The following is a 26,631-nucleotide window of genomic DNA, read 5'->3' as shown; positions in this document are numbered from 1 at the left end:
GATGCGCGTGATCATCGCCGACGACGAACCGCTGGCCCGCGAGCGCCTGCGCGGGCTGCTGGCCGACATCAACGACGTCGAACTGGTGGCCGAGGCCGCCGATGGCCAGCAGGCGCTGCACGCCTGCGCCGAGCTCAACCCCGACCTGGTGCTGCTCGACATTGCCATGCCCGGCATTGACGGGCTGGAGGCCGCGCGCCACCTCGCCGCCTTCGAGCCGCGCCCCGCGGTGGTGTTCTGCACCGCCTACGACGCGCATGCGCTGTCCGCGTTCGAGGCCGAGGCCATCGACTACCTGGTCAAGCCGGTGCGCCCGGAGCGGCTGGCGGCCGCGCTGCAGCGCGTGCGCACCTTCGCCGCCGGACGTCAGCAGACCACTCCCCCCGGCGAGGGGCGGCGCCGCAGCCACCTGTGCGCGCGCCTGCGCGGCAGCCTGCGCCTGATCCCGATCGAGGACGTGCATTACCTGCAGGCCGAGGAGAAGTACGTGGTGGTGCACCACGCCCGCGGCGAGGACCTGATCGAAGAGTCGCTCAAGTCCCTGGAAGAGGAGTTCGGCGACCGCTTCGTGCGCATCCACCGCAACTGCCTGGTGGCCCGGCACGAAATCACCGAGCTGCGGCGCGCACCCGATGGCCACACCCATGCGGTGCTGCGCCACGGCCGGCAACCGCTGGAGGTCAGCCGGCGCTGCGTGGCGCAACTGCGCGAGACGCTGAAGCATCTGTAGCCGCCCTGCTCGCCCGCGGGGTCGGTTCCCCGGCGTCGGTGCGGCGTTGAGCGTTGCCCGAGGGCCACGATCGCGCCGCGGATGTCCGGATCGCCGATAATGGGCGCATGAAGACCCTGCGCATCGCTACCCGTAAGAGCCCGCTCGCCCTGTGGCAGAGCGAGCACGTCGCCGCCCGCCTGCGCGCCGCGCATCCTGGCCTGGAAGTGGTGCTGGTGCCGATGAGCACGCGGGGCGACGAAGTGCTGGATCGCTCGCTGGCGGCGATCGGGGGCAAGGGCCTGTTCCTCAAGGAACTGGAGCTGGCCATGCAGCGCGGCGAAGCCGACTGCGCGGTGCACTCGCTCAAGGACGTGCCGATGGAACTGGAGCCGGGCTTCGCCCTGCCGGCCATCCTGGAGCGCGCCGACCACGCCGACGCCTTCGTCAGCAACCATTTCGCCGACATTGCCGCGCTCCCGCACGGCGCCCGCGTGGGCACGTCGTCGCTGCGCCGGCAGGCGCAGTTGCGCGCACTGCGCCCCGACCTGGAGTTGCGGGACCTGCGGGGCAACGTCAACACCCGCCTGGCCAAGCTCGACGCCGGCGATTACGACGCCATCGTGCTGGCGTGCGCCGGTTTGGCGCGACTGGGCTTCGAATCGCGCATCCGCGCCCGACTCGATGCGCCGCAGTGGCTGCCCGCGCCGGCGCAGGGCGCGATCGCGATCGAGACGCGCGACGACGATGCCGCCGTGCAGGCGCTGTGCGCGGTGCTTGACCACGCGCCCACCCGCACCTGCGTGTCGGCCGAGCGGGCGATGAACCTGGCCCTGCACGGCAGCTGCCACGTACCGGTCGCGGCGTACGCGGTACTGGCCGATGGCCGTCTGTCGCTGGAGGGGGCCGTGGGTTCGGCCACCCAAGGTACCGTCGTGCGTGCGCGCGGCGACGGCACGGCCGAGTCGCCGGCACGGTTGGGCGATGAAGTGGCCCAGGCACTGCTGGCGCAGGGCGCACGCGCGCTGATCGACGCAGCCGACTGAGGCGCGCACGCGCGCGCCGCTGCGATCAGAAGCGGCGACGGATCCCCAGCCAGCCCTCGGCCGTCCGCAGGGCATCGCTGTCGGGCTGGTGGCGGATCACCGCATCGGTTTCCAGCGTCCATTCCGGCCACAGCGCCACGTCCAGCCCGATCGATTGCTTGACGAAGGTGTCGTAGCGCCCCGCCTCGAACTGGATGCGCTGGGTCCATTGCGCCCGCTCGCCCAGGCGCTGGCCGACGTGCAGTTCGCCGCGGAACACCGGCCCGGCGTGGCGCACGCCATCGTCGTGCAGGGGGGCCAACCGGTAGCCGGCGCCAAACACCAGGCCCACCCGCGTGTCGCCGTCCCGCAATGCGTCGTAGCCGTAGGTCGTTCCCACATGGAAGTGGTCGGCGTAATGGCTGGACGCGTCACGTCGCGTGGCAGGTGCGCTCAACGCACCGCGGCTGCGGCTGCCCGGCAGGCTGGGCGGCCGGCGGGATGCCGTTTCCAGCCGGGGCGCGTCGGCAGCGCCGGCCAGGCGCCAACCCCCGTCGCCGCACCGCGTGGAATAGCAGGGCAGGCGCAGGTGCGCCGGGTCGCTGGCCAGCGCGATCAGCGCAGGCTCGCCGCCGTACACCGGCGTGGGAAAGGACACGAACGGACCCGTCAGCAGGGCCAGTCCAACGGCACCAAGCATGCTCAGGCAACGCGAAGGAGTGTGTCGGGATTATGCCAAAACCCGCAGACGCCGCATCCTTGCCCGGCGCCCCAGCCTTTCGGCTCCCAGTGGGCTCAGTAATACAGGCTGACGAGATGGCGGGCCTGGGCGAAGAACAGCCACCGCTCGACCGCGGCGCCCAGCAGCGCGGACGTCGCTGCCAGCACCAGCAACGCGGGGGCGGCCGACGCCAGGGTCGGCACCAGCACCAGGCAGAGCCCCGGGATCGCCCCGAACAACGCCGCGGCGACGATGCGGAGCGCGCGGCCGTGCTTGCGAGCCAACACGAAGACCATCTCGCGGGTGACGAAGTTGGCTTCGGTATGCGGCCGCTCGAACACACTGGGCGCGCGCGCAGGCAGGCCAATCGCGTCGCCGCGGCTGACCGGCAACGGGTCCGAGTCGATCGCGCGCCAATAGGCGAGTTTCAGCAGCACCAGCCCGGCCGCCATGGCCAGCAAGGCCCAGCCTCCCGGCGTGGCGCGATTGGACAGCGTCAGCACGCCTTGATCGAGCAGCCCGCCGGTAAACAGCGCGAAGCCCAGGTAACCCGGCAGCACCAGCGGCTGGCGCCAGGCGGGGATCGGCTTGAGCGAGGCGTAGATCATCGCCGTGCAGGCCACCGTGGCGAGGCTGCCCACGACGAGCAGGGCAGCCGCCAGCGACACCGCGAACGCCGGCACCCGCAGCAGGGATTCGCCCGACGCGTCGAACTGACGGGTCACCAGCAGCGTGCCCAGGAATGCGGCCGGCAGGAACGTCGCCATCGCCGCCACGCCTTCGCGCGACAGCCATGACGTGCGCCACTGCGACAGGGCGCGCCACGCGCGCGCGGGCTGGCCCAGGTGGGCCAGCGAGGCGAGCAGGCCGGCGACGACCAGCACGCCCCCCAGCGCGAGTCCCGCGAGCCAGGGCCCGGCGTCGCCGCGGGCCACGCCACCCAGGGCCAGGCGAAGTCCGAGCCAGCACCACAGGCCGTAGCCGGCGCCGGAGAGCGTGGTGAAGACGATGACGGAGAAGGCGGGGTGCATGCGATCAACCGGCGCGGAGGTGAAGGGGAAAGCGGCACGTCACGGTCGCGTCCAAAGTCGCTGGGGTCATCGCGACAGCACCCTGTCCAGCCAGCGCAGCACGCCCGGGAGCTGGGCCGCGTCGAGCGTTTCCGTCGGTGCGGTCGTTGTGGTCGTCTGGCGGGGACGTGTCGGCAGGTATTTGTTGGTGGGCCGGTAGCCCAGCGCCGGCATCAGGTCCACGCCGCCGCGTTCGGCGACCAGCTTCGACACCGCAGATTCCGGGTCGCCGAGGTCGCCAAAGTGGCGCGCGCGGGTCGGGCAGGCCTGCACGCAGGCCGGCTGCCGTTCGCGCTCGTCCAGATGCTCGTTGTAGATGCGGTCGATGCACAGCGTGCATTTCTTCATCACGCCTTCCACCGGGCTGTACTCGCGCGCGCCATAGGGGCAGGCCCACGAGCACAGCTTGCAGCCGATGCACTTGTTCTCGTCCACCAGCACGATCCCGTCCTCGGCCCGCTTGTAGCTCGCGCCGGTAGGACACACGGTGACGCACGCGGGTTGCTCGCAGTGCAGGCAAGAACGCGGGAAGTGCAGCGTCATCGCCGGTTGCGCCGGGTCCGGACCCGGGGTGGGCGTGCCACAGCCTGTGGCCGCCAGCTCATAGCCGTGCACGCGGTTGAACCACACGCCCGACGGATCCTTGCCGAAGGGTTGTTCGTCGGTGAGCGGCGCGGCCGCGCCCCCGGCGTTCCATTCCTTGCAGCTCACCGCGCAGGCATGGCAGCCCACGCAGGTGTCGAGGTCGATGACCAGCCCGAGCTTCTTCGCCGATGGTGGCGGCAGTGCGGTCACGGCCGGTCCTGCTTGCGGCACTTGAGCAACCACAGCCCCAGCACGAACAGCGCCAGCGCGCCCAGCAAGGTGGGCAACAGGCCTAGGAACAGCGCGGCGAGGGACGTGGGGGCCTGCGCGGTGGACATGCCGACCGGCTCGATTACCCCGTACCCCAGCAGCACGACCACGGCAAAGCCCAGTGCCACGCACAGCCAGCCGGCAAACCGGCGTCCATCGTTCATTGCTTGTCTCCAGGGGCGGGCGCCCGTCGGCGGAACGCGGCGCCGTAGCGCAACGGTGCATTGTCGGCCGTGCCGTAGGGGAGTGGCGCGAACTGGGGCAGGCTCTCGCCCGCCGCGGGGGCCTTGGCGATGCGCACGCGCAGGTCGAACCACGCCGCCTGGCCGGTGATCGGGTCGGCGTTGGCGTAATCGCCGCGTGGCGTGATGTCGCTGATCAGATGGTTGAGCAGGAAGCCCTTGCGCGACTCCGGAGCATCCTGCGCCAGCCGCCACGCGCCCTTGCGCTTGCCGATCGCGTTCCAGGTCCACACCGTGTCGGGCTGCACGTTGGCGGCCAGCCTGGCCTGCACGGTGATGGTGCCGTGGTGCGACGTCACGGTGATCCAGTCGTCGTCCGCAATGCCGTGGCGTGCGCCGGTGTCGGGATGCAGGTACAGCATGTTGCGTGTGGCGATCTGCCGCAGCCAGGCGTTCTGCGAGCCCCACGCGTGGTACATGAACATCGGGCGCTGGGTGACGGCGCTGAGCGGGAAGTCGCCCGTGGCCTGCACGCCCTCGAATGGCTCGTACCAGATCGGCAACGGATCGAAGTACGTGGCGACGCGCTCGCGATGGACGTCGGGCGGCTGGTGCGGGCCATGGCCCTGCGCTGCCAGCCGGAACTTCTGCAGCGTTTCCGAGTACAACTGCAGCGGGATGGGGGCGGCATGGCCGAGGAAACCCATGCGTTGCGCCCACTCCAGATAGCCACGATTGGCCATCTTGAAGTAACGCGCCTGCTCGGGGATGTCGCTGCGCCAGAATCCGCCGTGCGCGATGTAGCGCTGCAGCTGGTCCGGGTTCGGCGCGCCCTTGGCCTCCTGCGTGCCATCGGCACCGCGCCAGCCGGCGAGCAGGCCCACGCCCGGCGCGCGTTCGTGGCGAACGATGTAGTCGGCGTAGTCGCGGTACTTGGGTGTGCCGTCTTCGTTGACCATACCCGGCAAGCCCAGGCGTGCGCCCAGGTCGAGCAGCACGCTCTGGAAACCGCGCACGTCACGGTGCCGTTGTTCTGCACGTCCACCGGGATCACCGGCGTTCTCGCCACCTCCGCGACCAACGCCGTCGCGGGCGTCATCTGCGTGCGCGCTGCCGCCTCGCGCGGGATCCAGCACCGGGTGGCGGATCGCATCGGCGGCGCCATCGGCATCCGAAATCGGACGGTCGAGCAGACTGATCGCGTCGAACCGTTCCAGGTAGGTGGTGTCCGGCAGCACCAGGTCGGCGTAGGCCACGGTTTCGCTGGCGTACGCGTCGGCGTAGATGATGCGAGGGATGCGGTACTCACCGCTGGTGTCCTTGTCGGTGAGCCAGCCGATGGTCTCGGCGGTGTTCATCGCCGAGTTCCATCCCATGTTGGCCATGAACATCAGCAGCGTGTCGATGCGGTACGGATCGCCCGCCCACGCGTTGCGGATCACCGTGTGCATCATCCCGTGCGACGACAGCGGGTAGGCCCACGAGAACGCGTGATCGATGCGGCGCGGTGCGCCATTGGCGTCCACCAGTAGGTCCTCGGGTCCATGCACGAAGCCCAGCGATGCGGCATCGAGCGCGCCGTTGGGCTGCCGGGCCTTGCCCGGCCGGTTGGGCGGCGGGATCGGCTTGGGGTGGGGCGGCTGGTAGCGGAACGAGCCCGGCGTATCCACCGCGCCCAGCAGCAGCTGCAGCAGGTGCAGCGCGCGACAGGTGTGGAACCCGTTGCTGTGCGCGCTGATCCCGCGCATGGCGTGCAACGCGACCGGGCGTCCGACCATCTCCGCGTGCTCTCGGCCCCAAGCGTCGGTCCACGCGATCGGCAGGCGCACTTCGTGGTCAAAAGCCGCTTCGGCCAACTCGCGTGCGATGCGACGGATGGTGTCGGCGGGAATGCCGCAGCGTTCGCTGACCGCATCGGGCGCGTACTGCGCGTCGAGGTAACGTTCGGCGACGAGGTGGAACGCCGGCACCGCGCGGCGCCCGTCCGGCAGCGTGACCTCGCCCACCACGGCGGGATGGATCTCGACGGCATCGGCGGGCACGGCGTGGCCGCGGTGAGGCGTGTGAGCGGCGTCCGTCGCCTCGCGCTGCCAGCACAATGGCCGGCCTTCGCCGTCGCGTGCGAACAGGCCGTCGTCGGCGCCGCCCGGGTTGCGCACCACCAGCCAGTGCGCGTTGGTGTAGCGCACCAGGTAGTCCAGGTCGATGCGGTCGGCCTTGAGCAACTCGTGGATCAGCGCGAAGGCAAACAGCCCATCGGTGCCGGGGCGGATGCCGATCCACTCATCGGCCACCGCGCCGTAACCGCTGCGCACCGGGTTCACCGCGACGATCTTCGCGCCGCGCGCCTTGAGCTTGCCCAGGCCGAGTTTGATCGGGTTGGAGTCGTGGTCTTCGGCCACGCCCCACAGCATCAGGTAGCGGGTGTGCTCCCAGTCGGGCTCGCCGAATTCCCAGAAACTGCCGCCGAGCGTGTACAGCCCGCCCGCGGCCATGTTGACCGAGCAGAAGCCGCCATGTGCAGCGTAATTGACCGTTCCGAACTGCTGCGCCCACCAGCCCGTGAGGGCCTGCGACTGGTCACGGCCGGTGAAGAACGCCAGCTCATCCGGGTTGCGTTCACGGATCGGCGCCAGCCACGACGTGGCGATGGCCAGCGCCTCGTCCCATTCGATCTCGCGGAACTCGCCGCTGCCGCGTTCGCCCACGCGCAGGAGCGGTTTGTCCAGACGCGCCGGCGAGTAGTGCTGCATGATCCCGGCCGAACCCTTGGCACACAGCACGCCCTGGTTGACCGGATGGTCGGGGTTGCCCTGGATGTAGCGCACGCGCCCGTCGCGCAACCACACCTTGATGCCGCACCGACAGGCGCACATGTAGCAGGTGGTGGTCTTGACCTCGTCGCCGGGCGAGGGCGAAGTGTCGATGGCCGGTTCCGTGGGCAAGCGCATGGCCGCATTGTGCCTGTCGGGGCGCGGCAGGGCCACGCCGGTCAGCGGCGTGGCGCGTGCCATCGCCGCCAGCCGCGGCCACGTGTGCCATCCTAGGCGCCAGCCCTCCGCCACGCCGTCCCTCATGGAACGCATCGAACGCATCCACGCCCTGCACCGCATCCTGTCCGCCGCGCGCTACCCGGTGACGGTGCAGCGCCTGCAGGACGAACTGGAATGTTCGCGCGCCACCGTGTACCGCGACCTGGCCTACCTGCGTGACAGCCTGATGGCGCCGCTGGTGGGCAATGGCGAGGCGGGCTTCCGCTACGACCACAGCGAGAACGACCGCTTCGAGCTGCCCGGCCTGTGGCTCAGTTCGGAAGAGCTGCATTCGCTGCTGGCCGCGCAGCAACTGCTGATGCGCAGTGGCGGCGGGGTGCTGTCGAATGCGCTGGCGCCGTTGCAGCACCGCATCGAGAAGCTGCTGGACGAACACGCCGGTGGCCGTCGCATTCCGGTGGAGCGGGTGCGCGTGGTGCCGCACCGCACCCGCAAGCTGGATGAGCACGCGTTCCGCAACGTCGCCACCGCGGTGCTGGATCGCAAACAACTCAGCTTTGAGTACCGCGCGCGCTCGACCGACGAAACCACGCGCCGCACGGTGTCACCGCAGCGCCTGACCCACTACCGCGACAACTGGTACCTCGATGCGTTCGACCACGACCGCGGGGCGTTGCGCAGTTTTTCCGTGGATCGCATCGGCAATGCGCGCGTGAGCGACACGGCCGCGCGTGACCTGCCCGAGGACGAGCTGAACCAGCACCTGGCCTCCAGTTACGGCATTTTCTCCGGCACGCCCAAGGGCTGGGCCACGATCGTGTTCAGTGCCAAGGCCGCGCGCTGGGTGGCCGACGAGCACTGGCATTCGCAGCAGCAAGGCCGCTTCCTGGCCGACGGGCGCTATGAGCTGAAGGTGCCCTACAGTGCCGGCCGCGAATTGCTGATGGACGTGATGCATTACGGCGCCGATGCGGAGATCGTCGAGCCGCCGGTGCTGCGCGAGCAGGCGCGCGCGCTGCTGTCGCTGGCGCTGGGCAACTACGAGCGCTGACATGGGCCCGGCCGGCACGCCAAGGCACGGGCAAGGTGAGCCGGTCGCACTGGTGTTGGGGGCCGGCGGCGCGCGCGGCTTCGCGCAGATCGGGGTGATCGAGGCGCTGGAGGCGCGCGGCCTGCATGTCGTGGCGGTTGCCGGGTCCTCCAGCGGCGCGCTGGTCGGTGGCCTGTATGCCGCCGGGCGACTGCCTGCGTTCCGCGAGTGGCTGCTGGGGTTGGGCCGCACGGCCATGCTGCGCATGCTGGACCCGGTGTTCGGCCAGCCTTCGCTGTTCGGCGGAGACCGCTTGATCCAGGCCTTGCGCGAACAGGCCGGCGACCATCGGATCGAACAGTTGCCAATTCCATTTACGGCCGTGGCGGTCGACCTCATGCGTCAGCGCGAAGTGTGGCTGCGCGATGGCGACCTGTGGGACGCGGTGCGTGCGTCGATCGCGATCCCCGGCATTTTCACCCCGCACGTGGTGCGCGGCCGTGCGTTGGTCGATGGCGGCCTGCTCGCACCGCTGCCCATCACCGCCACGCGGCTGTCGGGCACGCATCGGTTGATTGCCGTGGACATGCACGGCTGGCCGGAGCGACCGGTCGGCCGGTTGACGCAAACCTCGGCGGGTATCGAGGCCGGTGCCAACGCGAGTCACGTGGCGGCGGCATCGACGGAGTCCGGCGCGGCCAGCGACCCGCGCAGTCAGCCGGTCGCGCAGTCGGCCAAGCCCGACGCGGAGCGCTCCCGCATCATGGAGTGGCTGGCCAGGCGCTTCCGGGACGAAGCGCAACGCCAGGGCGGGGCTTCGCCCATGGCGCCGATCGGCCTCCCCGCGCCGCTGGGGTTCACCGAACTGATGGCGCGCTCGCTGGACACCATGCAGGCGCAGATCGCCCGGGTGCAGATGGCATTGGACCCGCCGGAGCTGGTGATCCGCATCCCGCGTGACGCGTGCCAGTTTTACGAGTTCTGGCGGGCTGGGGAGCTGATCGAGATCGGGCGGCGCGAGGCGGACAAGGCGTTGGACGCGGCGGGCTACTGACCGCGCGTCGGGTGCGCGCACCGTGCCCTGTCGAGCCCGGTCCGCCCCCTGTCGGGCAAGGTCGCAGCCCCTGAGACGCGGCCGGGCGAAGGTGGGTCCACGTCCCTCGGAGCCTTCGCCATGAGCCGCTTGCCGTCTGCCGTTGTCCGACCGAATTCATCCCCCTTCTCCACCGTCCGGCACGGCGATGCGGCCCCGGTCCAGCGTGCGTGGCGGTCGATGGAGGCCGCGCCGTTTGAATCCGGCCCCGACCCCTGGGTGGACGAGGCCCTGAAGCTGGTTCTGGCCGTGGGGGTCGTGGTCGTCCTGTTGCTTCCGGGCGCACGGGGGTCGGTGGCGAGCATCGGCTGGTTGCCAATGTGGCTGCTGGGCATGCCGCTGGTGGCGCTGTGGGCCCTGCGCGGCTTCCCGCATCCGTGGGGCGCGCGCGCTCCGGAGGTCGCCCCGGCGTCCCACCGCCGACGCCGCCTTTCCCCACAGGCCCGTCGCCGCACGCGGGCATTGCCGCCGCCGGTCCGCGCCCGGGCGGCCTGATTGGCCCAGCCTTGGGGCCCCCGGCCCCATGACTTTGGCCACGCGGGAGGGGCGTGGCGCGTGTGCTAGCGTCAAGGATTCCTGTTGCCCGAACCGGAGAACCCATGACGCCATTGTCGAAGGCCTGCCAGCACCTGGTGGCCGCCGCCGGCTTCGCCACCGTCGCCACGGTGGGGCTTGCCCATGCCAAGGAAACCGCGATGACCGACCCCTACGCCTGGCTGGAAGACGTCGAAGGCGAGCGCGCCCTCACCTGGGTGAAGCAGCAGAACGCCAAGTCCGAGGCCGAGCTGGCGACCACGCCCGCGTTCAAGCAGCTGGAAGGCGACATCCGCGCCATCCTCGACTCCACCGCCAAGATCCCCGGCGTGGAGAAGATCGGGCCGTACTACTACAACTTCTGGAAGGACGCGCAGCACCAGCGCGGCCTGTGGCGCCGCACTACGCTTGAGGAATACCGCAAGCCCGAGCCCAAGTGGGAAACCGTGCTCGACCTGGACGCGCTGAACAAGGCCGAGGGCGAGAACTGGGTATGGCACGGCGCGCAGTGCCTCAAGCCGAAGTATGAGCGCTGCCTGATCGCGCTGTCGCGCGGCGGCGCCGACGCGGATGTCACGCGTGAGTTCGACCTCACCAGCAAGAACTGGATCAAGGACGGCTACTTCCGCCCCGAGGCCAAGGGCGGCCTGGCCTGGATCGACCAGGACAACGTCTACGTCTACACCGACTTCGGTACGGGCTCGATGACCTCGTCGGGCTATCCGCGCGTGGTCAAGCAGTGGAAGCGGGGCACGCCGATGTCCGCCGCGAGCGTTGTGTACGAAGGCAAGGCTGACGACATGTACATCGCCGCCGTGCACGACGACACGGTCGGCTTCGAGCGCGATTTCGTCAGCCGCACCCTGGCGTTCTACAACGATGAACTGTACCTGCGCGGCAAGGATGGGACGCTGACGAAGATTGATGCGCCCAACTCCGCCAACAAGGGCGTGCACAAGCAATGGCTGCTGCTCGAACTGCGCGAGCCGTACGTCGCGGGCGGCCAGACCTATGCCGCGGGCAGCCTGATCGCGGCGAAGTTCGAAGACTTCATGGCGGGACAGCGCGTGTTCACCACGCTGTTTGCCCCGACCGAGCGCACCTCGCTGGCCAGCTACAGCTGGACCAAGGATCATCTGGTGGTCAACGTGCTCGAGGACGTGAAGAACCGCATCAGCGTGCTGACCCCGCCGGCCGACGTTGCCGCAGGCAAGCCGTGGACCAGTGCGCCGATGGTGGGTGCGCCGACCATCGGTACCGTGGCCGTCAGCGCGGTCGATGCCGACGAGAGCAACGCGGTGTGGATGACCGCGACCGACTACCTGACCCCGACGTCGCTGTCGCTGGCGCAGCTGGGCCAGCAGCCGGAAGTGCTGAAGACCAACCCGGTGTTCTTCGACGGCAGCCAGCACGTGGTCGAGCAGCACTTTGCCACCAGCAAGGACGGCACCAAGGTCCCGTACTTCATGGTCAAGCCCAAGGGCCTGACGCTGGACGGCAAGACCCCGACCCTGTTGTACGGCTACGGCGGCTTCGAGATCGCGCTGACCCCGAGCTACAACGCGGGCGCCGGCAAGGGCTGGCTGGAGAAGGGCGGCGTCTACGTGGTCGCCAACATCCGCGGCGGCGGTGAGTACGGCCCGCGCTGGCACCAGGCCGCGCTCAAGGCCAATCGCCACAAGGCGTACGAGGACTTTGCCGCGGTCGCGCAGGACCTGGTCGCGAAGAAGATCACCTCGCCCCAGCACCTGGGCATCCAGGGCGGCAGCAACGGTGGCCTGCTCACCGGCAACATGCTGACCCAGTACCCCGAGCTGTTCGGCGCGGTGGTGGTGCAGGTGCCGCTGCTGGACATGAAGCGCTACAGCCACCTGCTGGCCGGCGCCTCGTGGATGGCCGAGTACGGCAACCCCGACACCGCCGACTGGGAGTTCATCCAGACCTTCTCGCCGTACCACCTGTTCGATGCCAGGAAGCAGTACCCGGCCACGCTGTTCACCACCTCCACCCGCGACGACCGCGTCCACCCGGGCCACGCCCGCAAGATGCACGCGCTGATGTCGGAGGCCGGCAAGGACGTGCGCTACTACGAGAACATCGAGGGTGGCCACGGCGGCGCGGCCAACAACGCGCAGGCCGCGCACATGAGTGCGCTGGCCTACACGTTCCTGTGGAACCAGCTGTCCGAGTGACCGCTGCCATGAGGCCTTGATGTGACACCGCGGCGGGCGCTCCCAGGGGCGCCCGTTGCTTTTGCGAAGGACGGACCCCATTCCATGAAGCCCACTTCCCTGATCCTGGCGGCCACGCTGCTCATGACCACCACCCCCAGCCTCGCCGGCACTGCCGGCCGCACCGACCTGCCGCCCGCGCCCGATGCCGCCCGCAAGCCGCACGTGGTCAAGGCCCCGCACGGCGCCCAGCGCAATGACGAGTACTACTGGCTGCGCGACGACAAGCGCAAGCAGCCGGAGATGCTGGCCTACCTCAACGCCGAGAACGCCTACGTCGACGCGTTCATGGCGCCGCTGAAGCCGCTGGAGAACGCGCTGTACGAAGAGATCGTCGGCCGCATCAAGCAGGACGACAGCTCCGTGCCCTACCGCGAGCGGGGCTGGTGGTATTACAGCCGCTTCGCCACCGGCCAGGACTACCCGATCCATGCGCGCCGCAAGGATGCCGCGGGCGCCAACGCCGCCACCGTGCTCAAGGCCAGCGAAACCCCCGATGCCGACGAGCAGGTGCTGCTCGACGTCAACGTGATGGCAGCCGGCAAGGATTACTTCAGCGTCGGCGATTTCGAAGTCAGCCAGGACAACCGCCTGCTGGCCTGGGCCGAGGACGCGGTGGGCCGTCGCCAGTACACCATCCGCATCAAGAACCTCGACACCGGCGAGGTCTACCCCGACACCATCAGCGGCGTCTCGCCCAACCTGGTGTGGGCCGACGACAACAAGACCCTGTTCTACGTCGAGAACGACCCCGAGACCCTGCTGACCGTGCGCGTGAAGAAGCACGTGCTCGGCACGCCGATCGCGCAGGACGTGCTGGTGTACGAAGAGCACGACGACAGCTTCTACATGGGCATCAGCCGCACCCGCGATGACCAGTACATCTGCATCGGCGTCGAAAGCACGGTGTCCAGCGAATCGCGCTGCGCGCCGGCCGCCGATCCCGCGACCTTCACGGTGCTGGCACCCCGCCAGCGCGACGTGGAATACCAGGCCGACCACCACGGCGGCCGCTGGGTGATCCGCACCAACGCGCCGGGCGCAGACGGCAAGCCCGCGTCCAACTTCAAGCTGATGACCGCACCGAGCACTGCCACCTCGCGCGCGCAGTGGCAGGAATGGATCGGCCACCGCGATGACGTGTTCATCGAAGGCTTCGAGCTGTTTGACGGGTTCAACGCCATCAGCGAGCGCAGCAACGGCCTCGAGCGGCTGCGCCTGCTGAAGCCCGGCACCCAGGAGGCGTACGTCAGCGCCGACGAGCCGGCGTACAGCATGGGCCTGTCGACCAACTCCGAGCACGACACCGACTGGCTGCGCTACACCTACACCTCGCTCACCACGCCCGCGACCACCTACGAGGTCAACACCAAGACCGGCGAGCGTCGCATGCTCAAGCAGCAGCCGGTGCTGGGCTACGACCCGGCCAAGTACACCACCGAGCGCGTGTGGGCCACGGCGAAGGACGGCACGAAGGTGCCGGTGTCGCTGGTGTACCGCAAGGGCTTCCAGAAGAACGGCACGGCCGCGCTGCTGCAGTACGCGTACGGCAGCTACGGCAACTCCATCGACCCGGGCTTCAACCTGCCGGTGGTGAGCCTGCTCGACCGAGGCGTGGTCTATGCCATCGCGCACATCCGCGGCGGCCAGGAAATGGGCCGCAAGTGGTACGACGACGGCAAGCTGTTCCACAAGAAGAACACCTTCACCGACTTCATCGACGTCACCGACTTCCTGGTCAAGGAAGGCTATGCGGCCAAGGACCGCGTGGCGGCCTATGGCGGCAGCGCCGGCGGCCTGCTCATGGGCGCGATCAGCAACATCGCGCCGGACAAGTACCGCGTGATCCTGTCGCAAGTGCCGTTCGTGGACGTGGTGACGACGATGCTGGATCCGTCGATTCCGCTGACCACCAACGAGTACGACGAGTGGGGCAACCCGGAGAAGGCCGACTACTACGACTACATGCTGTCGTATTCGCCGTACGACAACCTGTCGGCACAGGCCTACCCGGCGATGTTCGTCGGCACCGGCCTGTGGGACTCGCAGGTGCAGTACTGGGAGCCCGCAAAGTACGTGGCGCGGCTGCGTGACCTGAACACCTCCAAGCAGCCGGTGCTGTTCCGCACCAACATGGACGCAGGGCACGGCGGCAAGTCGGGGCGGTTCCGCCGCTACCGTGAGTTGTCGGAGATGTACGCGTTCCTGCTGGACCAGTTGGGCGTGAAGCCCGACCTCGACGTGGCTCGCCCGTAACGCGGGCTTGAGGGTGGCGGACGCGGACACGGCTCCGCGCCGCCTCCGGGTGTCCTGCGTCGGGTCGCTGGCAACGGCCGCTCCGGCAAGGTGCGGTCGCGCCCCTTCGCCGCGACGTTACGCGTTCCTGCCGCATACTTGCGTCATGAGTGACCAACTCCCCGACGAGCACTTCGGCCGTTTCCGCTGGGCGTGGTGGCTGCTGGCGTATGCCGCGCTGGCCCTCGGGCTGGTGGGTATCGTGGTGCCCGGGCTGCCGACGGTGCCGTTCGTGCTGCTGGCGGGGTTTGCGGCGGCGCGCGGCTCCAAGCGGCTGCATGCCTGGCTGCATGCGCACCGCCAGTTCGGGCCGATGATCCGCGATTGGGAGCGCAGCGGCGCGGTCAGCCGTCGCGCCAAGCGGCTGGCGGTCTCGATGATGATCGTCTGCGCACTGATCCTGTTCGCGACCGCGCCGGCCTGGTGGATGGCGGCGCTGGGCAGCGCCATCATGGCGGTGGTGGCCACGTGGCTGTGGATGCGGCCGGAACCCTGAGGCCGCACGCCGTTGAGCCGCCACCGCGGCGCGCTACACTGCGCGAATGAAGCTCAAGACCGTCTTGCTGTTGATTCCGCTGTCGCTGCCGTTGACCGGCTGTGGCAACAAGGGCCCGCTGGTGCTGCCGCAGGCACCGGTGTCGGTTGACGCGCCGGTGCCGGCGGACGAGGTGCCGGCCGAGCCGGTACCGGCTGACGCAAATACCCCGCAACCGGCTACACCCCCCACCACGCCGGACCCGGTCCCCCGGGACGGCAAGGGCTGAGTCCGTGGCCCGCGACCTGCGCTTCACCAAGATGCATGGCGCAGGCAACGACTTCGTCGTGATCGACCTGCGCGACGGCACGCCCGCGCCCGATGCGGCGCTGTGCCGCCTGCTGGGCGACCGCCACCGCGGGGTGGGCTGCGACCAGATCCTCACGGTCGAGCCGCCACGCGCCGACGGCTCCGTGGCCAGTTACCGCATCTGGAATTCCGATGCCAGTCCGTCGCAGCAGTGCGGCAACGGCGCGCGTTGCATCGCCGCCTGGCTGGTGCGCGATGGTGCCGCGCCGGCAGGGGGCGCGTTCCGCCTCGACAGCCCGGTGGGTACGCACGCTGTCACCGACCTTGGCGAGGGCCACTTCGAAGTGGTGATGGGGGTGCCGGATTTCCGGCCGGCCCACGTCCCGCTGCTGGGTTTCGCGCCCCTCCAGGACTCCTACTTCCTCGAGTTGGAGGGCGCACCGGTGTTCTTTGGCGCGGTGTCGATGGGCAATCCGCACGCGGTGCTCGAAGTGCCTGACACGGCCGCGGCCGACGTCGCCACGATCGGTCCGGCGATGCAGGCGCATTCGGCCTTCCCGGAGTCGGCCAACATCGGGTTTGCGCAGGTCGAAGCCTTCGACCGCATTCGATTGCGGGTTTACGAACGGGGCGCCGGCGAGACCCTGGCGTGCGGCAGCGGTGCCTGTGCGGCGGCCGCAGTGCTGATGCGCCGTGGCCGCGTCGGGCGCGACGTTACCGTGGCGCTGCCCGGTGGCGAGCTTCGCATCCGCTGGCCCGACGACGACGCAACGCTGGCGATGGCCGGCCCCACCGCCTTCGTGTTCGAAGGCACCCTCACCGAGAACGCGATGCCATGACCGACACCGCCGAGCCGTTGGCCGCCCACGAAGTTGCGGCATGGCTGCGCCGCCATCCGCGCTTCCTGCAGCAGTTCCCCGACCTGGCGATCAGCCTGGTGGTGCCGCGCGACGAAGGCCCGGCCGCGTCGCTGGCCAGCTACCAGTTGGACGTGCTGCGCGACAAGAACCGTGAACTCACGCGGCGCCTGCACGAACTGTTCGCAAACGCGCAGGAGAACGAGCGCCTGAGCGTGCGTACCCACCAGCTCACCTTGGCCCTCATGCGCCAGCCGACGCAGGCCGACACGCTACGTGCGATGGCGGCGTCCTTGGCGGAGGATTTCAGTGGCGACCTGGTGCGAATGATCCTGTTCAAGCCGGTCGACGGGCTGGACGATGCCGAGTGGCTGCACGTGGTTCCTATGGAAGACCCGCGCCTGCAGTCGTTCCGCGATTGTCTCGGCTCGGGTGAGCCGTTGTGCGGCCGCCTGCAGCCGGAAAAGCATGCCGTGCTGTACGGCGCACGGGCCGACGACGTCCAGTCCACGGCGCTGCTGCCCGTGCCCGGCGTGGGCATGGTGGCCGTGGGCAGCCGTGACCCCAATCGCTTCTTCCCCGGCATGGGCACGCTGTTCCTGCGCATGATGGGTGAGTCGCTGAGCGAGGCGTTGGCGAGGTATGCGCGCTGAGTTGCCGTCGAACGCCGTGCCCGGCGTGATCGCTCCGCTGGGGCGCGCGCGCGATCGCCGGCATAGGATGCCGATGCGATGCGGTCATGGGGGCGTGCCAGCATGACCGCGCCGGCCCCGGTCGAGGCGTTCCTGGCGTACCTGGCGGTGGAGCGACGCATGTCCGCCCACACGACCGATGCCTATCGCCGTGACCTGGAAGCCTTGGCGCAGTGGAGCGACGCTCAGGGTGTGGAGGTGGTGGCCCTGCAGCCGGAGCAATTGCGCGCGTTCGTGGCCGCTGAGCACCGTCGCGGCCTGTCGCCCAAGAGCCTGCAGCGCCGGCTGTCCGCATGCCGCAGCTTCTACGGCTGGCACGTGCGCCAGGGGCACCTTGCTGCCAGTCCCGTGGCCGCGATCCGCGCCCCGAAGGCGCCGCGCAAGCTGCCGCAGGTGCTGGACCCGGATGAGGTGAAGGCGCTGGTCGAGGTGCCGACCGACGCGCCGTTGGGCCTGCGTGATCGCGCCTTGCTGGAACTGTTCTATTCCTCCGGCCTGCGCCTGAGCGAACTGTGCGCATTGCGCTGGCGCGACCTCGACCTGGCCGACGGCCTGGTGACGGTGCTGGGCAAGGGCAGCAAGCAGCGCAGCGTGCCGCTGGGGTCCTTCGCGCGCAACGCGCTGCACGAATGGCGCGCATCCACCGGTGCCGACAGCGATGCGCCGGTGTTTCCCGGGCGCGGTGGCGGCCCCATCAGCCCGCGCGCGGTGCAGTTGCGCCTGCGCCAGCTCGCGCAGCGGCAAGGGCTGTTCAAGCGCGTGCATCCGCATTTGTTGCGTCACAGCTTTGCCAGCCACATCCTCGAATCCTCGGGAGATCTGCGGGGTGTGCAGGAACTGCTCGGCCATGCCGACATCGCCACCACGCAGATCTACACCCACCTCGACTACCAGCATCTGGCCAAGGTCTACGACGCGGCGCATCCGCGGGCCAAGCGGAAGGGTGAAGGCGGCTAGGCTACGGGCCGGCCGCTCGGGGCATTCGATTCAATTCGCTCCCGCCCCATAACGCCAGGCCAACGAACGACACCCCTCCCTTGAGGGGGGCGGCCGCCACCCCCATCCATGGGTTTCCTCCCCCAGGAAGGTCCCCATGGACCCGAGCCAGAATCCAAACGTCTTCCACGCCACCACCATTGTCTCGGTGCGCCGCAACGGCCATGTGGCCGTCGCCGGCGACGGGCAGGTGACCCTTGGCGCCACCGTGATGAAGGGCAACGCGCGCAAGGTGCGTCGCCTCGGCCGCGATGGCCAGGTGCTGGCCGGTTTTGCCGGCGCCGCGGCCGATGCCTTCACCCTGTTCGAACTGTTCGAGGCCAAGCTTGAGAAGCACGGCCAGCTGACCCGCGCCGCCGTCGAGTTGGCCAAGGATTGGCGCACCGAGCGCCGCCTCGGCAAGCTGGAAGCGCTGCTCGCGGTGGCCGACCGCGAGACCTCGCTGATCATCAGCGGCACCGGCGACGTGATCGAGCCGGAGGACGGCATCATCGCGATTGGCTCGGGCGGCATGTACGCGCTGTCCGCCGCGCGCGCACTGATGGCGCACACCGCACTGGACGCCCGCACCATCGCCACCGAGGCGATCGGCATTGCCGGCGATGTCTGCATCTACACCAACCGCAACGTGGTGGTGGAGGAACTGTGAGCATGAAGCCCGATACCACCAGCGCCACCATGACCCCGCGCGAGATCGTGCAGGAGCTCGACCGCCACATCGTCGGCCAGCAGCAGGCCAAGCGTGCGGTCGCCATCGCGCTGCGCAACCGCTGGCGCCGCATGCAGTTGGCGTCGGAGCTGCGCAACGAGGTGATGCCGAAGAACATCCTGATGATCGGCCCCACCGGCGTGGGCAAGACCGAGATCGCGCGGCGCCTGGCCACACTGGCGAACGCGCCGTTCGTGAAGGTGGAAGCCACGCGCTTCACCGAGGTCGGCTACGTCGGCAAGGACGTAGAGCAGATCGTGCGCGACCTGGCCGACACCGCGGTCAAGCTGTACCGCGAACAGGCGAAGGTGCAGGTGCGCACTCGCGCCGAGGACCTCGCCGAAGACCGCATCCTGGATGCGTTGCTGCCGCGACGGCAGGACGCGTCCGGCGGCTTCGGCTTCGGCGCGTCCACGACCACCGTCGACATCGGTGCCGAACCGGTCGGCGATGACAGCACCCGTGCCAAGTTGCGCCGGCAACTGCGCGCCGGCGAGCTGGACGAGCGCGAGATCGAGTTCGACGCGGCGGTCAACGTCGGGGTGGACATCATGGCGCCGCCGGGCATGGAGGAAATGGGCCAGCAACTGCGGCAGATGTTCTCGCAGATGGCGGGCGGCAAGACCAGCAAGAAGAAGCTGACGATCAAGGCCGCGCGCACCCTGCTGATCGAAGAGGAAGCGGCCAAGCTGGTCAACGAGGACGACATCCGCGCCGCAGCGATCGAGGCCTGCGAGCAGCACGGCATCGTGTTCATCGACGAGATCGACAAGGTTGCCAAGCGCAGCCAGCCGGGCGCGACCGGCGGCGATGTCAGCCGCGAGGGCGTGCAGCGCGACCTGCTGCCGCTGGTCGAAGGCTCCACCGTCAGCACGAAGTACGGGCCGGTGAATACCGACCACATCCTGTTCATCGCCAGCGGTGCGTTCCACCTGGCCAAGCCCAGCGACCTGATTCCTGAACTGCAGGGCCGCTTCCCGATCCGGGTGGAACTGGGCGCGCTGAGCAAGGACGACTTCGTGCGCATCCTCACTGAGCCCAAGGCGGCGCTGACCACGCAGTACGTGGAGCTGATGCGCACCGAGGGCGTGGACCTGTCGTTCACCGCCGACGCGGTCGAGCGCCTGGCCGAGATCGCGGCGCAGGTGAACGAGCGCCAGGAGAACATCGGTGCACGTCGCCTGCACACCGTGCTCGAACGCCTGCTGGACACGTTGAGCTACGAGGCGCCCGACCGGGACGGCCAGCGGGTGGCGATCGACCGCGCGTACGTGGACGCACACCTGGGCGAACTGGTGCAGGACCCCGACCTGAGCCGCTACATTCTCTGAACAGGGGGCGCGGCGAGCGCTTTACAGGGGTTTAACGCGCACCGGTCTAGCGTCACCGGTGCGCGCCGGGGGGGGAGTGCGCGCACTGCGCGTTCGTCCGTTCCACACTCTCGGGGACCAAACATGAAGCAGCAGAAGCTCGTTGCGGCACTCGCCGCCGCCCTTGCGTTCACCCTGTCCGCCACCGCGCTTGCCGCCCAGCCCGACCCCAACCGGGTCTGGGTGAAGTACAAGCCCGGCACGGGCGCCGCCGCCGAGGCCGCGCTCACCGCCGCGGGGGCGCGCATGCACTACCGGTTCGACCGCCTGCGGGCGTTCGCCGCCACCGTGCCGTCCCAGGCCCTGCAGGGGCTGCGCAACAATCCCAACATCGAATACATCGAGGCCGATGCGCCGCGTTATCCGTCGGCGCAGACCACCCCGTGGGGCATCACCCGCGTGCAGGCGCCCGAGACCGCGGCGACCGGCGCCAATGGCACCGGCATCAAGGTGTGCGTGATCGACTCGGGCATCAATGCGAACCACGAGGAGTTCGCCGGCATCAGCATGACCGGCTATCCCAGTGGCTGGAACAATGACAGCTGCGGCCACGGCACCCATGTGGCGGGCACGATTGCCGCGGCCAACAACAGCGTCGGCGTGGTCGGCGTCAGCCCGGCCAAGGTCAGCCTGCACATCGTCAAGGTATTCGACGGCGCGTCCTGCGGCTGGAGCTACAGCTCCACGCTGGTCGATGCGGCCAACCGCTGCCAGTCGGCAGGCGCGAAGATCATCAGCATGAGCCTGGGCGGCGGCACCTCGAGCGCCACCGAGAACACCGCGTTCGCCAGCCTCAACAGCGCCGGCATCCTCAGCATCGCGGCTGCCGGCAACGCGGGCAATTCCACTTTCAGCTACCCGGCCTCGTATGCCAGCGTAATGTCGGTGGCGGCGACCGACAGCGCCAATGCCAAGGCCTCGTTCTCGCAGTACAACAACGCGGTGGACATCGCCGCGCCGGGCGTGGGCGTGCTCAGCACGTACCCGTTCAAGGACGCCGACCTCACGGTCAACGGCAGCAGCTACCTGGCTTCGGCAATCGACGGCACGGTGCAGGCCAACGCGTCGGGCGCACTGGTCAACGGCGGGCTGTGCGACAGCGTCGGCAGCTGGGCCGGCAAGGTCGTATTGTGCGAGCGCGGCGTGGTCAGCTTCGCGCAGAAGGTGACCAACGTGACCAGCGGCGGCGGCGCGGCGGCGGTGATCTACAACAACGTTTCCGGTGGCTTCTCCGGCACGCTCAACGGCGGCTCCACGATCCCGGCCCTGAGCCTGAGCCAGGAGGATGGGCAGGCCCTGGTGGCGGGTGCGCTGGGCCAGAACGCGAGTGTCAGCACTGTCGCGGTGAGCAACGCCAGCGGCTACACCTACATGGACGGCACCTCGATGGCCACGCCGCACGTGTCGGGTGTCGCCGCCCTGGTGTGGAGTGCCAAGCCGACGGCGACCAATGCGGACGTGCGTTCCGCGCTGGAATCGACCGCGGTCGACCTGGGGGCCGCAGGCCGCGACAACAACTTCGGCTACGGTCTGGTGCAGGCGTTTGACGCCACCGAGGCCCTGCTCGGGGGCGGCGGTGGTGGCGCAACCCCGCCTGCGGGCCTGGCCGCTAGCAAGGGCGCCGTGTCCAAGAACAAGTCGACCATCACCTTGAGCTGGAGCGGTGGCGCGACGCGGGTGGACGTGCGTCGCAACGGTGGTGTCGTGGCCGGCAACCTCAACAACACCGGTAGTTATGCCGAATCGGTCCGTGCGCGGGGCTCGTACTCTTATCAGGTGTGCAATGCCGGGACGTCGGAGTGCAGCGGGTCGGTCACGGTCAGCTTCTGAAGCCACCCTGCGATGCGTGCAAGGGCCCGCCTGGCGGGCCCTTGTCGTTGGCGTGGGCGTGGGGCGGGGCGCGGTCCCGGTCTGTCCGGGGTAGGGGGGCATCCGGCACGGGCCGTTGGATGGCCTGTCACCTTTTACCACCGGATACACGCAATGAAGCAGCAACCGCTTGCCCTGGCGCTCGGCGCCGCGATCCTCCTGTCGTTCGCGTCCACCGCCAGCGGTGAGCAGCCCGACGCGAACAGGGTACTGGTCAAGTTCCGGCCCGGTGCGGCCGCGCAGGCAGAAGCCGCGCTGAAGGGGGCCGGCGGCAAGGTGCACCAGCGCCTGGACAAGCACCGCGTCATCGCCGTGACCGTGCCGGCGCAGGCCCTGCAGGGGCTGCGCAACAATCCGAACGTCGAGTACGTCGAACGCGACGCACCGCGGTATGCGTATTCGCAGACCGCGCCATACGGCATCGCCAAGGTACAGGCGCCGGAGACCGTGGCGGTCGGCGCCGACGGCAGCGGCATCAAGGTGTGCGTGATCGACTCGGGCATCAATGCCAGCCATGAGGATTTCGCCGGCGTCGCGCTGTCGGGCTACCCCACCGGCTGGAACAGCGATACCTGCGGGCACGGCACCCACGTCGCGGGCACCATCGCCGCGGCCAACAACGACCGTGGCGTGGTCGGCGTCAGCCCGGGCAAGGTGGCGCTGCACATCGTCAAGTATTTCGACGGTCCCACCTGCAAGCGCTTCAGCTACGTCTCCAACCTGATCGCGGCCGCGGACGAGTGCCAGCGTGCCGGTGCCAAAGTCATCAACATGAGCCTGGGCGGCGCGCTGCCCAGCACCACCGAAAGCAACGCGTTCGCCAACCTCAACAACCAGGGCATCCTGAGCATTGCCGCCGCCGGCAATGATGGCAACACCACGATGAGCTACCCGGCCTCGTATGCGTCGGTGGTGTCGGTCGGCGCGACGGACCAGAACAACGCGCATGCGTCCTTCTCGCAGTACAACGCCGAGGTGGAAGTCGCTGCGCCGGGCGTGGGCGTGTACAGCACGTACCCGACGCGCGACGCGCAGTTGCTGGTCAGCGGCAATGCCTACGTGGCCAACGCCATCACCGGCACCGTGCAGGGCAGCGCCAGCGCCGCTTTGGTCGATGGCGGTCGATGCGCCGCCGCCGGCAGTTGGGCGGGCAAGGTGGTGTTGTGCGAGCGCGGTGACATCAGCTTCGCCGACAAGGTGGCCAACGTCACCGCCGGTGGCGGCAGCGCCGCGATGATCTACAACAACGTCGAAGGTGTCCTCGCGGCGACCTTGGGCGATGGTGTGACGTCCAGCATCCCGGCGGTCACGTTGCTCCAGGCCGACGGCCTCGCCCTGCGCGCCAGCGCACTGGGCCAGACGGCCAACGTGACCACCGTGCCGCAGACCAATGTCAGCGAGTACACCACCATGGACGGCACGTCGATGGCGACCCCGCACGTGGCCGGCGTGGCCGCGCTGGTGTGGAGTGCCAAGCCCAGCGCGACCAGCCAGCAGGTCCGCGACGCGCTGACCTCGACCGCGCTCGACCTCGGCACGCCGGGCCGTGACGCCCAGTTCGGCTATGGCCTGGTGCAGGCCTTCGACGCCACCGAAAAGCTGCTCGGCGGCGGTGGCGGCAGCACGCCCGCCGCACCGGCTGGCCTGACCGGTACCAACAACGGCACTATCAAGGGTCAGCTGCGGGTAGGCCTGGCTTGGAGCGGCGGTGCCGCGACGGTCGACGTGTACCGCAACAACGCCAAGGTGGCGTCGGGCGTGAACAACAGCGGGCGCTACACCGATGCGGTCAAGATCAAGGGCCGCGGCACGCTGACCTACAAAGTCTGCAACGCGGGCACCGGCACGTGCTCGGGCAACGCCTCGGTCAGCTACTGAGACGTAGCCTCCCCGGCATGACGAAGGGCCCGCTTGCGGGCCCTTCGCTTTTCTTCCTGTCAGCAGTACGCCACACCATCCGTCGCCCGGGTCCCACCCCGCGGTCGACTGGCAACGGCGTCGCCGCCACCCGCTCAGTCAGCCCGCACCCGCCACGCCTCCGACAGCGATATCGCGCCGGTGCGCGCCAGGGCTACGGCCGCCTGCGTGATCGGCACCATGCCCTCTTCGATCGCGGTCCGCTGGATCAAGTCCGCCTGCGCGCCGGGCACCACCAAGGCCTGCAAGGGCGGGGTCATCACCATCAGTTCGTACACGGCGCGGCGTTTGTGCACGCCCAGCCCATCGCACTGCGGGCACCCGCGGCCCACGTAGAACACCTCGTCGGCGCCCACGTCCAAGGCATCCCGGATGTGGGGGCTGATGGTTTCCACGTCGCGGCAGTGCGGGCAGGTCAGGCGCACCAGGCGCTGTGACATCACCGCCAGCAGTGAGGCACGCAGCAGGTAGGCCTCCACGCCCAGGTCCAGCAGCCGGGTGACGGTGGTCGCGGCGGTATTGGTGTGCAGCGTGCTCAGCATCAGGTGGCCGGTGAGCGCGCTTTCCACCGCGATGTCAGCCGTTTCCTGGTCGCGGATCTCGCCGACCATGATCACGTCCGGGTCGTGGCGCAGGAAGTTGCGCATCGCCGAGGCGAACGTGAAACCCGCGGCGCGGTTGACCTGCATTTGCTGCACGTCCTCGACGTGGAACTCCACCGGGTCCTCGATGGTGAGGATGTTGATGCGTTGCCGGCGCAGCTCCAGCAACATCGCATACAGCGTGGTGGACTTGCCGCAGCCGGTGGGGCCAGTGGTCAGGAACATGCCGTGGCTGCGCGACATCACGTCGTCCAGGCGCTCGCGGTCCTTCTCGCTCAGGCCCAGCTGGTCCAGGCTCCACAGGCCTTCGTTGGCATCCAGCAGGCGCACCACCACGCTCTCGCCGTGCACCGCCGGGAGCACCGAGATGCGCATGTCGATCTTGCGACCGTCGTCCATCACGTGGCTGGTGCGGCCGTCCTGCGGTCGGCGGTGTTCGGCCAGGTTCATCGCGCCCAGCACCTTGATGCGGCTGACCACGGCCGGATGCAGCGCGCGCATCAGGCGACGCACGGGCACCATCTCGTCGTCGATGCGGTAGAGCACGTCGGTGCCGTTGGCGCCCGGCCGCAGGTGGATGTCCGACGCGCGCCGTCGCACCGCCTCGGTGATCATGGTCTTCACCATGCGCACCACCGGCGCCTCGCGGGCCAGGCGTTGCGCCTCCTGCTCGCTCTCGATGGCGGTCGCTGCAGGGTCCAGCCCCAGTTGCTGGACCATGTCGCGGTCCTCGACCTGGTCGTACAGCCGGGCAATGGCCTCGCGGATGTCACGCGGGCTGGCCACCAGCACGATGGTTCGCTCGGGGCTGATGAAGTCCAGGGTCGCCAGCGCGTTGGCGGCGCCCGGGTCCTCCATTGCCACCGCCACCATGCCCTGGTGCGTGCGCAGCGGGATCGCCCGCAACTGGCGCGCCAGGGTCGGGTTGAGCAGGCGCACGGCATCCGGCGACGGCTCTAGCCCGGCCAGCCGCACCAGCGGGATGCCGAACCGGCAGGCCGCGCGGTAGCTGGCCTCGCTGGTGTCGTCGCCCAGCGCCAGCCAGTCCTCGAGTGAAGTGCCCGCCTGGTGGTTCAGCGGCGAGAACGTGGCGTGGTGGTAATGGGCCAGGTACCCGTCGAGGGCAGCCGGGGTGGCAATCAGCAGGGGTCCTTCACCGCGCGTGGCGTCGTCAGCCATGGGGGGTTCCCAGAGGAGTTTGCTTCAGTGTGCACCGGACGGGCGCGCGCGTCTTGATGGGCGTCAAGCTGGGTGTGCGGCGTGGGGCGCGGCGGCGCTGGCCACGCCCGCCAAGGGTGCGATAATCGCCGCATGAGCGCCTCACCGACCCCGCCCGAATCCCCGTCCGATTCCGCCGCCAAGACCACCCACTTCGGCTACCGCGACGTCCCCGTCGCCCAGAAGCAGAAGCTGGTGGCCGAGGTGTTCTCCTCGGTCGCGGGCAAGTACGACCTGATGAACGACCTGATGTCGCTGGGCATCCACCGCATCTGGAAGCGCTATTTCGTCGGCACCGCCCAGGTCCGCCGTGGCGACCGCGTGCTCGACCTGGCCGGCGGCACCGGCGACATCGCCCTGCTGCTGCGCGACCGCGTGGGCGACACCGGCAGCATCGTGCTGGGCGACATCAACGGCGAAATGCTGCGCGTGGGCCGCGACCGCATGACCGACAAGGGCAAGGTCGACGGTTTTGAGTACGTGCAGATGAATGCCGAGAAGCTGCCGTTCCCCGATGCCAGCTTCGACCTGGTCACGATTGCTTTTGGCCTGCGCAACGTCACCGACAAGGACGCCGCGCTGCGTGAGATGTTCCGCGTGCTCAAGCCCGGCGGGCAGGCGCGCGTGCTGGAGTTCTCCGAGGTCAAAGCCGACTGGTTCAAGCCGATCTACGACTTCCACTCGTTCAACGTGCTGCCCAAGCTCGGCAGCCTGTTCGCGGGTGACGCGGGCAGTTATCAGTACCTGGCCGAGAGCATCCGCAAGCACCCGCCGCAGGACGAACTGAAGGCGATGATGCAGGCGGCCGGCTTCGCGCGATGCGACTACAAGAACCTCAACACCGGCATCGTCGCGATCCACACCGGCTACAAGGCCTGA

General features: G+C 69.2%; 23 protein-coding genes. 17 read left to right on the top strand and 6 right to left on the bottom strand.

Translation table 11 applies throughout. The features are described from left to right. Position 1: 1 nt before the first annotated feature. Both ACYVBS_RS02965 and hemC read left to right on the top strand, forming a co-directional pair. On the top strand, positions 2-730 hold the full coding sequence (locus ACYVBS_RS02965; protein ID WP_460821684.1) for a LytR/AlgR family response regulator transcription factor: 729 nt from the start codon (positions 2-4) through the stop codon (positions 728-730). Positions 731-837: 107 nt separating this feature from the next. Then, positions 838-1,755 (top strand): hydroxymethylbilane synthase, encoded by a 918-nt coding sequence (gene hemC / locus ACYVBS_RS02960; protein WP_460821682.1) that lies wholly within the window; start codon positions 838-840, stop codon positions 1,753-1,755. A 25-nt stretch (positions 1,756-1,780) separates the two neighbouring features. Here the strand turns inward: hemC and ACYVBS_RS02955 are convergent, their stop codons facing one another. The 5 genes from ACYVBS_RS02955 to ACYVBS_RS02935 form a co-directional block, all read right to left on the bottom strand. Beyond that, the gene (locus ACYVBS_RS02955) at positions 1,781-2,434 is read right to left on the bottom strand and encodes a DUF481 domain-containing protein (RefSeq protein WP_460821680.1); all 654 of its coding nucleotides are present in this window, start codon (positions 2,432-2,434) and stop codon (positions 1,781-1,783) included. A 95-nt stretch (positions 2,435-2,529) separates the two neighbouring features. Next, positions 2,530-3,486, bottom strand: a complete 957-nt coding sequence (locus tag ACYVBS_RS02950) for a dimethyl sulfoxide reductase anchor subunit family protein (protein WP_460821678.1) — start codon at positions 3,484-3,486, stop codon at positions 2,530-2,532. Between the two features lie 66 nt (positions 3,487-3,552). Then, positions 3,553-4,320 carry a 4Fe-4S dicluster domain-containing protein gene (locus tag ACYVBS_RS02945; protein ID WP_460821676.1) on the bottom strand — a complete coding sequence of 256 codons (768 nt, stop codon included), beginning with the start codon at positions 4,318-4,320 and terminating at the stop codon, positions 3,553-3,555. Beyond that, positions 4,317-4,544: a hypothetical protein gene (locus tag ACYVBS_RS02940; protein ID WP_460821675.1), complete on the bottom strand. Its 228-nt coding sequence runs from the start codon at positions 4,542-4,544 to the stop codon at positions 4,317-4,319. The genes ACYVBS_RS02945 and ACYVBS_RS02940 overlap by 4 nt, the downstream gene beginning before the upstream one ends. Beyond that, positions 4,541-7,513 carry a molybdopterin oxidoreductase family protein gene (locus tag ACYVBS_RS02935; protein ID WP_460821673.1) on the bottom strand — a complete coding sequence of 991 codons (2,973 nt, stop codon included), beginning with the start codon at positions 7,511-7,513 and terminating at the stop codon, positions 4,541-4,543. The genes ACYVBS_RS02940 and ACYVBS_RS02935 overlap by 4 nt, the downstream gene beginning before the upstream one ends. Positions 7,514-7,637: 124 nt before the next feature. Between ACYVBS_RS02935 and ACYVBS_RS02930 the strand changes: the two genes are divergently transcribed. The 14 genes from ACYVBS_RS02930 (at position 7,638) to ACYVBS_RS02865 (ending at position 23,893) form a co-directional block, all read left to right on the top strand. Further along, positions 7,638-8,606, top strand: a complete 969-nt coding sequence (locus ACYVBS_RS02930; RefSeq protein ID WP_460822165.1) for a helix-turn-helix transcriptional regulator — start codon at positions 7,638-7,640, stop codon at positions 8,604-8,606. Between the two features lies 1 nt (position 8,607). Beyond that, positions 8,608-9,639, top strand: coding sequence for a patatin-like phospholipase family protein (locus tag ACYVBS_RS02925; RefSeq protein WP_460821672.1), 1,032 nt, complete (start codon positions 8,608-8,610; stop codon positions 9,637-9,639). A gap of 120 nt (positions 9,640-9,759) precedes the next feature. After that, positions 9,760-10,173, top strand: coding sequence for a hypothetical protein (locus ACYVBS_RS02920; RefSeq protein ID WP_460821671.1), 414 nt, complete (start codon positions 9,760-9,762; stop codon positions 10,171-10,173). Positions 10,174-10,277: 104 nt separating this feature from the next. Continuing rightward, on the top strand, positions 10,278-12,404 hold the full coding sequence (locus ACYVBS_RS02915) for a prolyl oligopeptidase family serine peptidase (protein ID WP_460821669.1): 2,127 nt from the start codon (positions 10,278-10,280) through the stop codon (positions 12,402-12,404). 84 nt (positions 12,405-12,488) lie between these two features. Beyond that, positions 12,489-14,699 carry a S9 family peptidase gene (locus tag ACYVBS_RS02910; protein WP_460821668.1) on the top strand — a complete coding sequence of 737 codons (2,211 nt, stop codon included), beginning with the start codon at positions 12,489-12,491 and terminating at the stop codon, positions 14,697-14,699. Positions 14,700-14,844: 145 nt separating this feature from the next. Beyond that, complete coding sequence (locus ACYVBS_RS02905; protein ID WP_460821667.1) at positions 14,845-15,234, top strand: YbaN family protein; 390 nt, start codon at positions 14,845-14,847, stop codon at positions 15,232-15,234. Positions 15,235-15,280: 46 nt separating this feature from the next. After that, positions 15,281-15,502 carry an LPS translocon maturation chaperone LptM gene (gene lptM / locus ACYVBS_RS02900; RefSeq protein ID WP_460821665.1) on the top strand — a complete coding sequence of 74 codons (222 nt, stop codon included), beginning with the start codon at positions 15,281-15,283 and terminating at the stop codon, positions 15,500-15,502. A gap of 31 nt (positions 15,503-15,533) precedes the next feature. Continuing rightward, the gene (gene dapF / locus ACYVBS_RS02895) at positions 15,534-16,361 is read left to right on the top strand and encodes a diaminopimelate epimerase (protein ID WP_460822164.1); all 828 of its coding nucleotides are present in this window, start codon (positions 15,534-15,536) and stop codon (positions 16,359-16,361) included. Then, positions 16,358-17,032 (top strand): DUF484 family protein, encoded by a 675-nt coding sequence (locus tag ACYVBS_RS02890; protein WP_460821664.1) that lies wholly within the window; start codon positions 16,358-16,360, stop codon positions 17,030-17,032. Before dapF ends, ACYVBS_RS02890 begins: the two co-directional genes overlap by 4 nt. Before the next feature lie 102 nt (positions 17,033-17,134). Next, positions 17,135-18,028: a tyrosine recombinase XerC gene (xerC, locus tag ACYVBS_RS02885; RefSeq protein ID WP_460821663.1), complete on the top strand. Its 894-nt coding sequence runs from the start codon at positions 17,135-17,137 to the stop codon at positions 18,026-18,028. Positions 18,029-18,164: 136 nt separating this feature from the next. Further along, entirely contained in the window at positions 18,165-18,716 is a 552-nt protein-coding gene (gene hslV, locus ACYVBS_RS02880) for an ATP-dependent protease subunit HslV (protein ID WP_460821662.1), read from the top strand. A 2-nt stretch (positions 18,717-18,718) separates the two neighbouring features. Then, positions 18,719-20,107, top strand: a complete 1,389-nt coding sequence (gene hslU, locus ACYVBS_RS02875) for an ATP-dependent protease ATPase subunit HslU (RefSeq protein ID WP_460821661.1) — start codon at positions 18,719-18,721, stop codon at positions 20,105-20,107. Between the two features lie 123 nt (positions 20,108-20,230). Next, complete coding sequence (locus tag ACYVBS_RS02870; protein WP_460821660.1) at positions 20,231-21,976, top strand: S8 family serine peptidase; 1,746 nt, start codon at positions 20,231-20,233, stop codon at positions 21,974-21,976. Between the two features lie 153 nt (positions 21,977-22,129). After that, positions 22,130-23,893, top strand: coding sequence for a S8 family serine peptidase (locus ACYVBS_RS02865; RefSeq protein ID WP_460821658.1), 1,764 nt, complete (start codon positions 22,130-22,132; stop codon positions 23,891-23,893). Between the two features lie 134 nt (positions 23,894-24,027). Here ACYVBS_RS02865 and ACYVBS_RS02860 read toward each other — a convergent pair whose 3' ends face one another. After that, positions 24,028-25,713 carry a GspE/PulE family protein gene (locus ACYVBS_RS02860; protein WP_460821657.1) on the bottom strand — a complete coding sequence of 562 codons (1,686 nt, stop codon included), beginning with the start codon at positions 25,711-25,713 and terminating at the stop codon, positions 24,028-24,030. 132 nt (positions 25,714-25,845) lie between these two features. On the opposite strand from ACYVBS_RS02860, the gene ubiE reads away from it, so the two are divergent. Next, entirely contained in the window at positions 25,846-26,631 is a 786-nt protein-coding gene (ubiE, locus tag ACYVBS_RS02855; protein ID WP_460821656.1) for a bifunctional demethylmenaquinone methyltransferase/2-methoxy-6-polyprenyl-1,4-benzoquinol methylase UbiE, read from the top strand.

The organism is Lysobacter olei, from assembly GCF_054777355.1.
Note: the sequence above shows the minus strand (reverse complement) of the source record. Positions and strands in the feature narration are given on the sequence as shown.

Bases quoted from the DNA above. Each gene is read 5' to 3' on its own strand.
- ACYVBS_RS02965 (WP_460821684.1), top strand. From the start codon at position 2: ATGCGCGTGATCATCGCCGACGACGAACCGCTGGCCCGCGAGCGCCTG.
- hemC (WP_460821682.1), top strand. From the start codon at position 838: ATGAAGACCCTGCGCATCGCTACCCGTAAGAGCCCGCTCGCCCTGTGG.
- ACYVBS_RS02955 (WP_460821680.1), bottom strand. From the start codon at position 2,434: ATGCTTGGTGCCGTTGGACTGGCCCTGCTGACGGGTCCGTTCGTGTCC.
- ACYVBS_RS02950 (WP_460821678.1), bottom strand. From the start codon at position 3,486: ATGCACCCCGCCTTCTCCGTCATCGTCTTCACCACGCTCTCCGGCGCC.
- ACYVBS_RS02940 (WP_460821675.1), bottom strand. From the start codon at position 4,544: ATGAACGATGGACGCCGGTTTGCCGGCTGGCTGTGCGTGGCACTGGGC.
- ACYVBS_RS02935 (WP_460821673.1), bottom strand. From the start codon at position 7,513: ATGCGCTTGCCCACGGAACCGGCCATCGACACTTCGCCCTCGCCCGGC.
- ACYVBS_RS02930 (WP_460822165.1), top strand. From the start codon at position 7,638: ATGGAACGCATCGAACGCATCCACGCCCTGCACCGCATCCTGTCCGCC.
- ACYVBS_RS02925 (WP_460821672.1), top strand. From the start codon at position 8,608: ATGGGCCCGGCCGGCACGCCAAGGCACGGGCAAGGTGAGCCGGTCGCA.
- ACYVBS_RS02920 (WP_460821671.1), top strand. From the start codon at position 9,760: ATGAGCCGCTTGCCGTCTGCCGTTGTCCGACCGAATTCATCCCCCTTC.
- ACYVBS_RS02915 (WP_460821669.1), top strand. From the start codon at position 10,278: ATGACGCCATTGTCGAAGGCCTGCCAGCACCTGGTGGCCGCCGCCGGC.
- ACYVBS_RS02910 (WP_460821668.1), top strand. From the start codon at position 12,489: ATGAAGCCCACTTCCCTGATCCTGGCGGCCACGCTGCTCATGACCACC.
- ACYVBS_RS02905 (WP_460821667.1), top strand. From the start codon at position 14,845: ATGAGTGACCAACTCCCCGACGAGCACTTCGGCCGTTTCCGCTGGGCG.
- lptM (WP_460821665.1), top strand. From the start codon at position 15,281: ATGAAGCTCAAGACCGTCTTGCTGTTGATTCCGCTGTCGCTGCCGTTG.
- dapF (WP_460822164.1), top strand. From the start codon at position 15,534: ATGCATGGCGCAGGCAACGACTTCGTCGTGATCGACCTGCGCGACGGC.
- ACYVBS_RS02890 (WP_460821664.1), top strand. From the start codon at position 16,358: ATGACCGACACCGCCGAGCCGTTGGCCGCCCACGAAGTTGCGGCATGG.
- xerC (WP_460821663.1), top strand. From the start codon at position 17,135: ATGACCGCGCCGGCCCCGGTCGAGGCGTTCCTGGCGTACCTGGCGGTG.
- hslV (WP_460821662.1), top strand. From the start codon at position 18,165: ATGGACCCGAGCCAGAATCCAAACGTCTTCCACGCCACCACCATTGTC.
- hslU (WP_460821661.1), top strand. From the start codon at position 18,719: ATGAAGCCCGATACCACCAGCGCCACCATGACCCCGCGCGAGATCGTG.
- ACYVBS_RS02870 (WP_460821660.1), top strand. From the start codon at position 20,231: ATGAAGCAGCAGAAGCTCGTTGCGGCACTCGCCGCCGCCCTTGCGTTC.
- ACYVBS_RS02865 (WP_460821658.1), top strand. From the start codon at position 22,130: ATGAAGCAGCAACCGCTTGCCCTGGCGCTCGGCGCCGCGATCCTCCTG.
- ACYVBS_RS02860 (WP_460821657.1), bottom strand. From the start codon at position 25,713: ATGGCTGACGACGCCACGCGCGGTGAAGGACCCCTGCTGATTGCCACC.
- ubiE (WP_460821656.1), top strand. From the start codon at position 25,846: ATGAGCGCCTCACCGACCCCGCCCGAATCCCCGTCCGATTCCGCCGCC.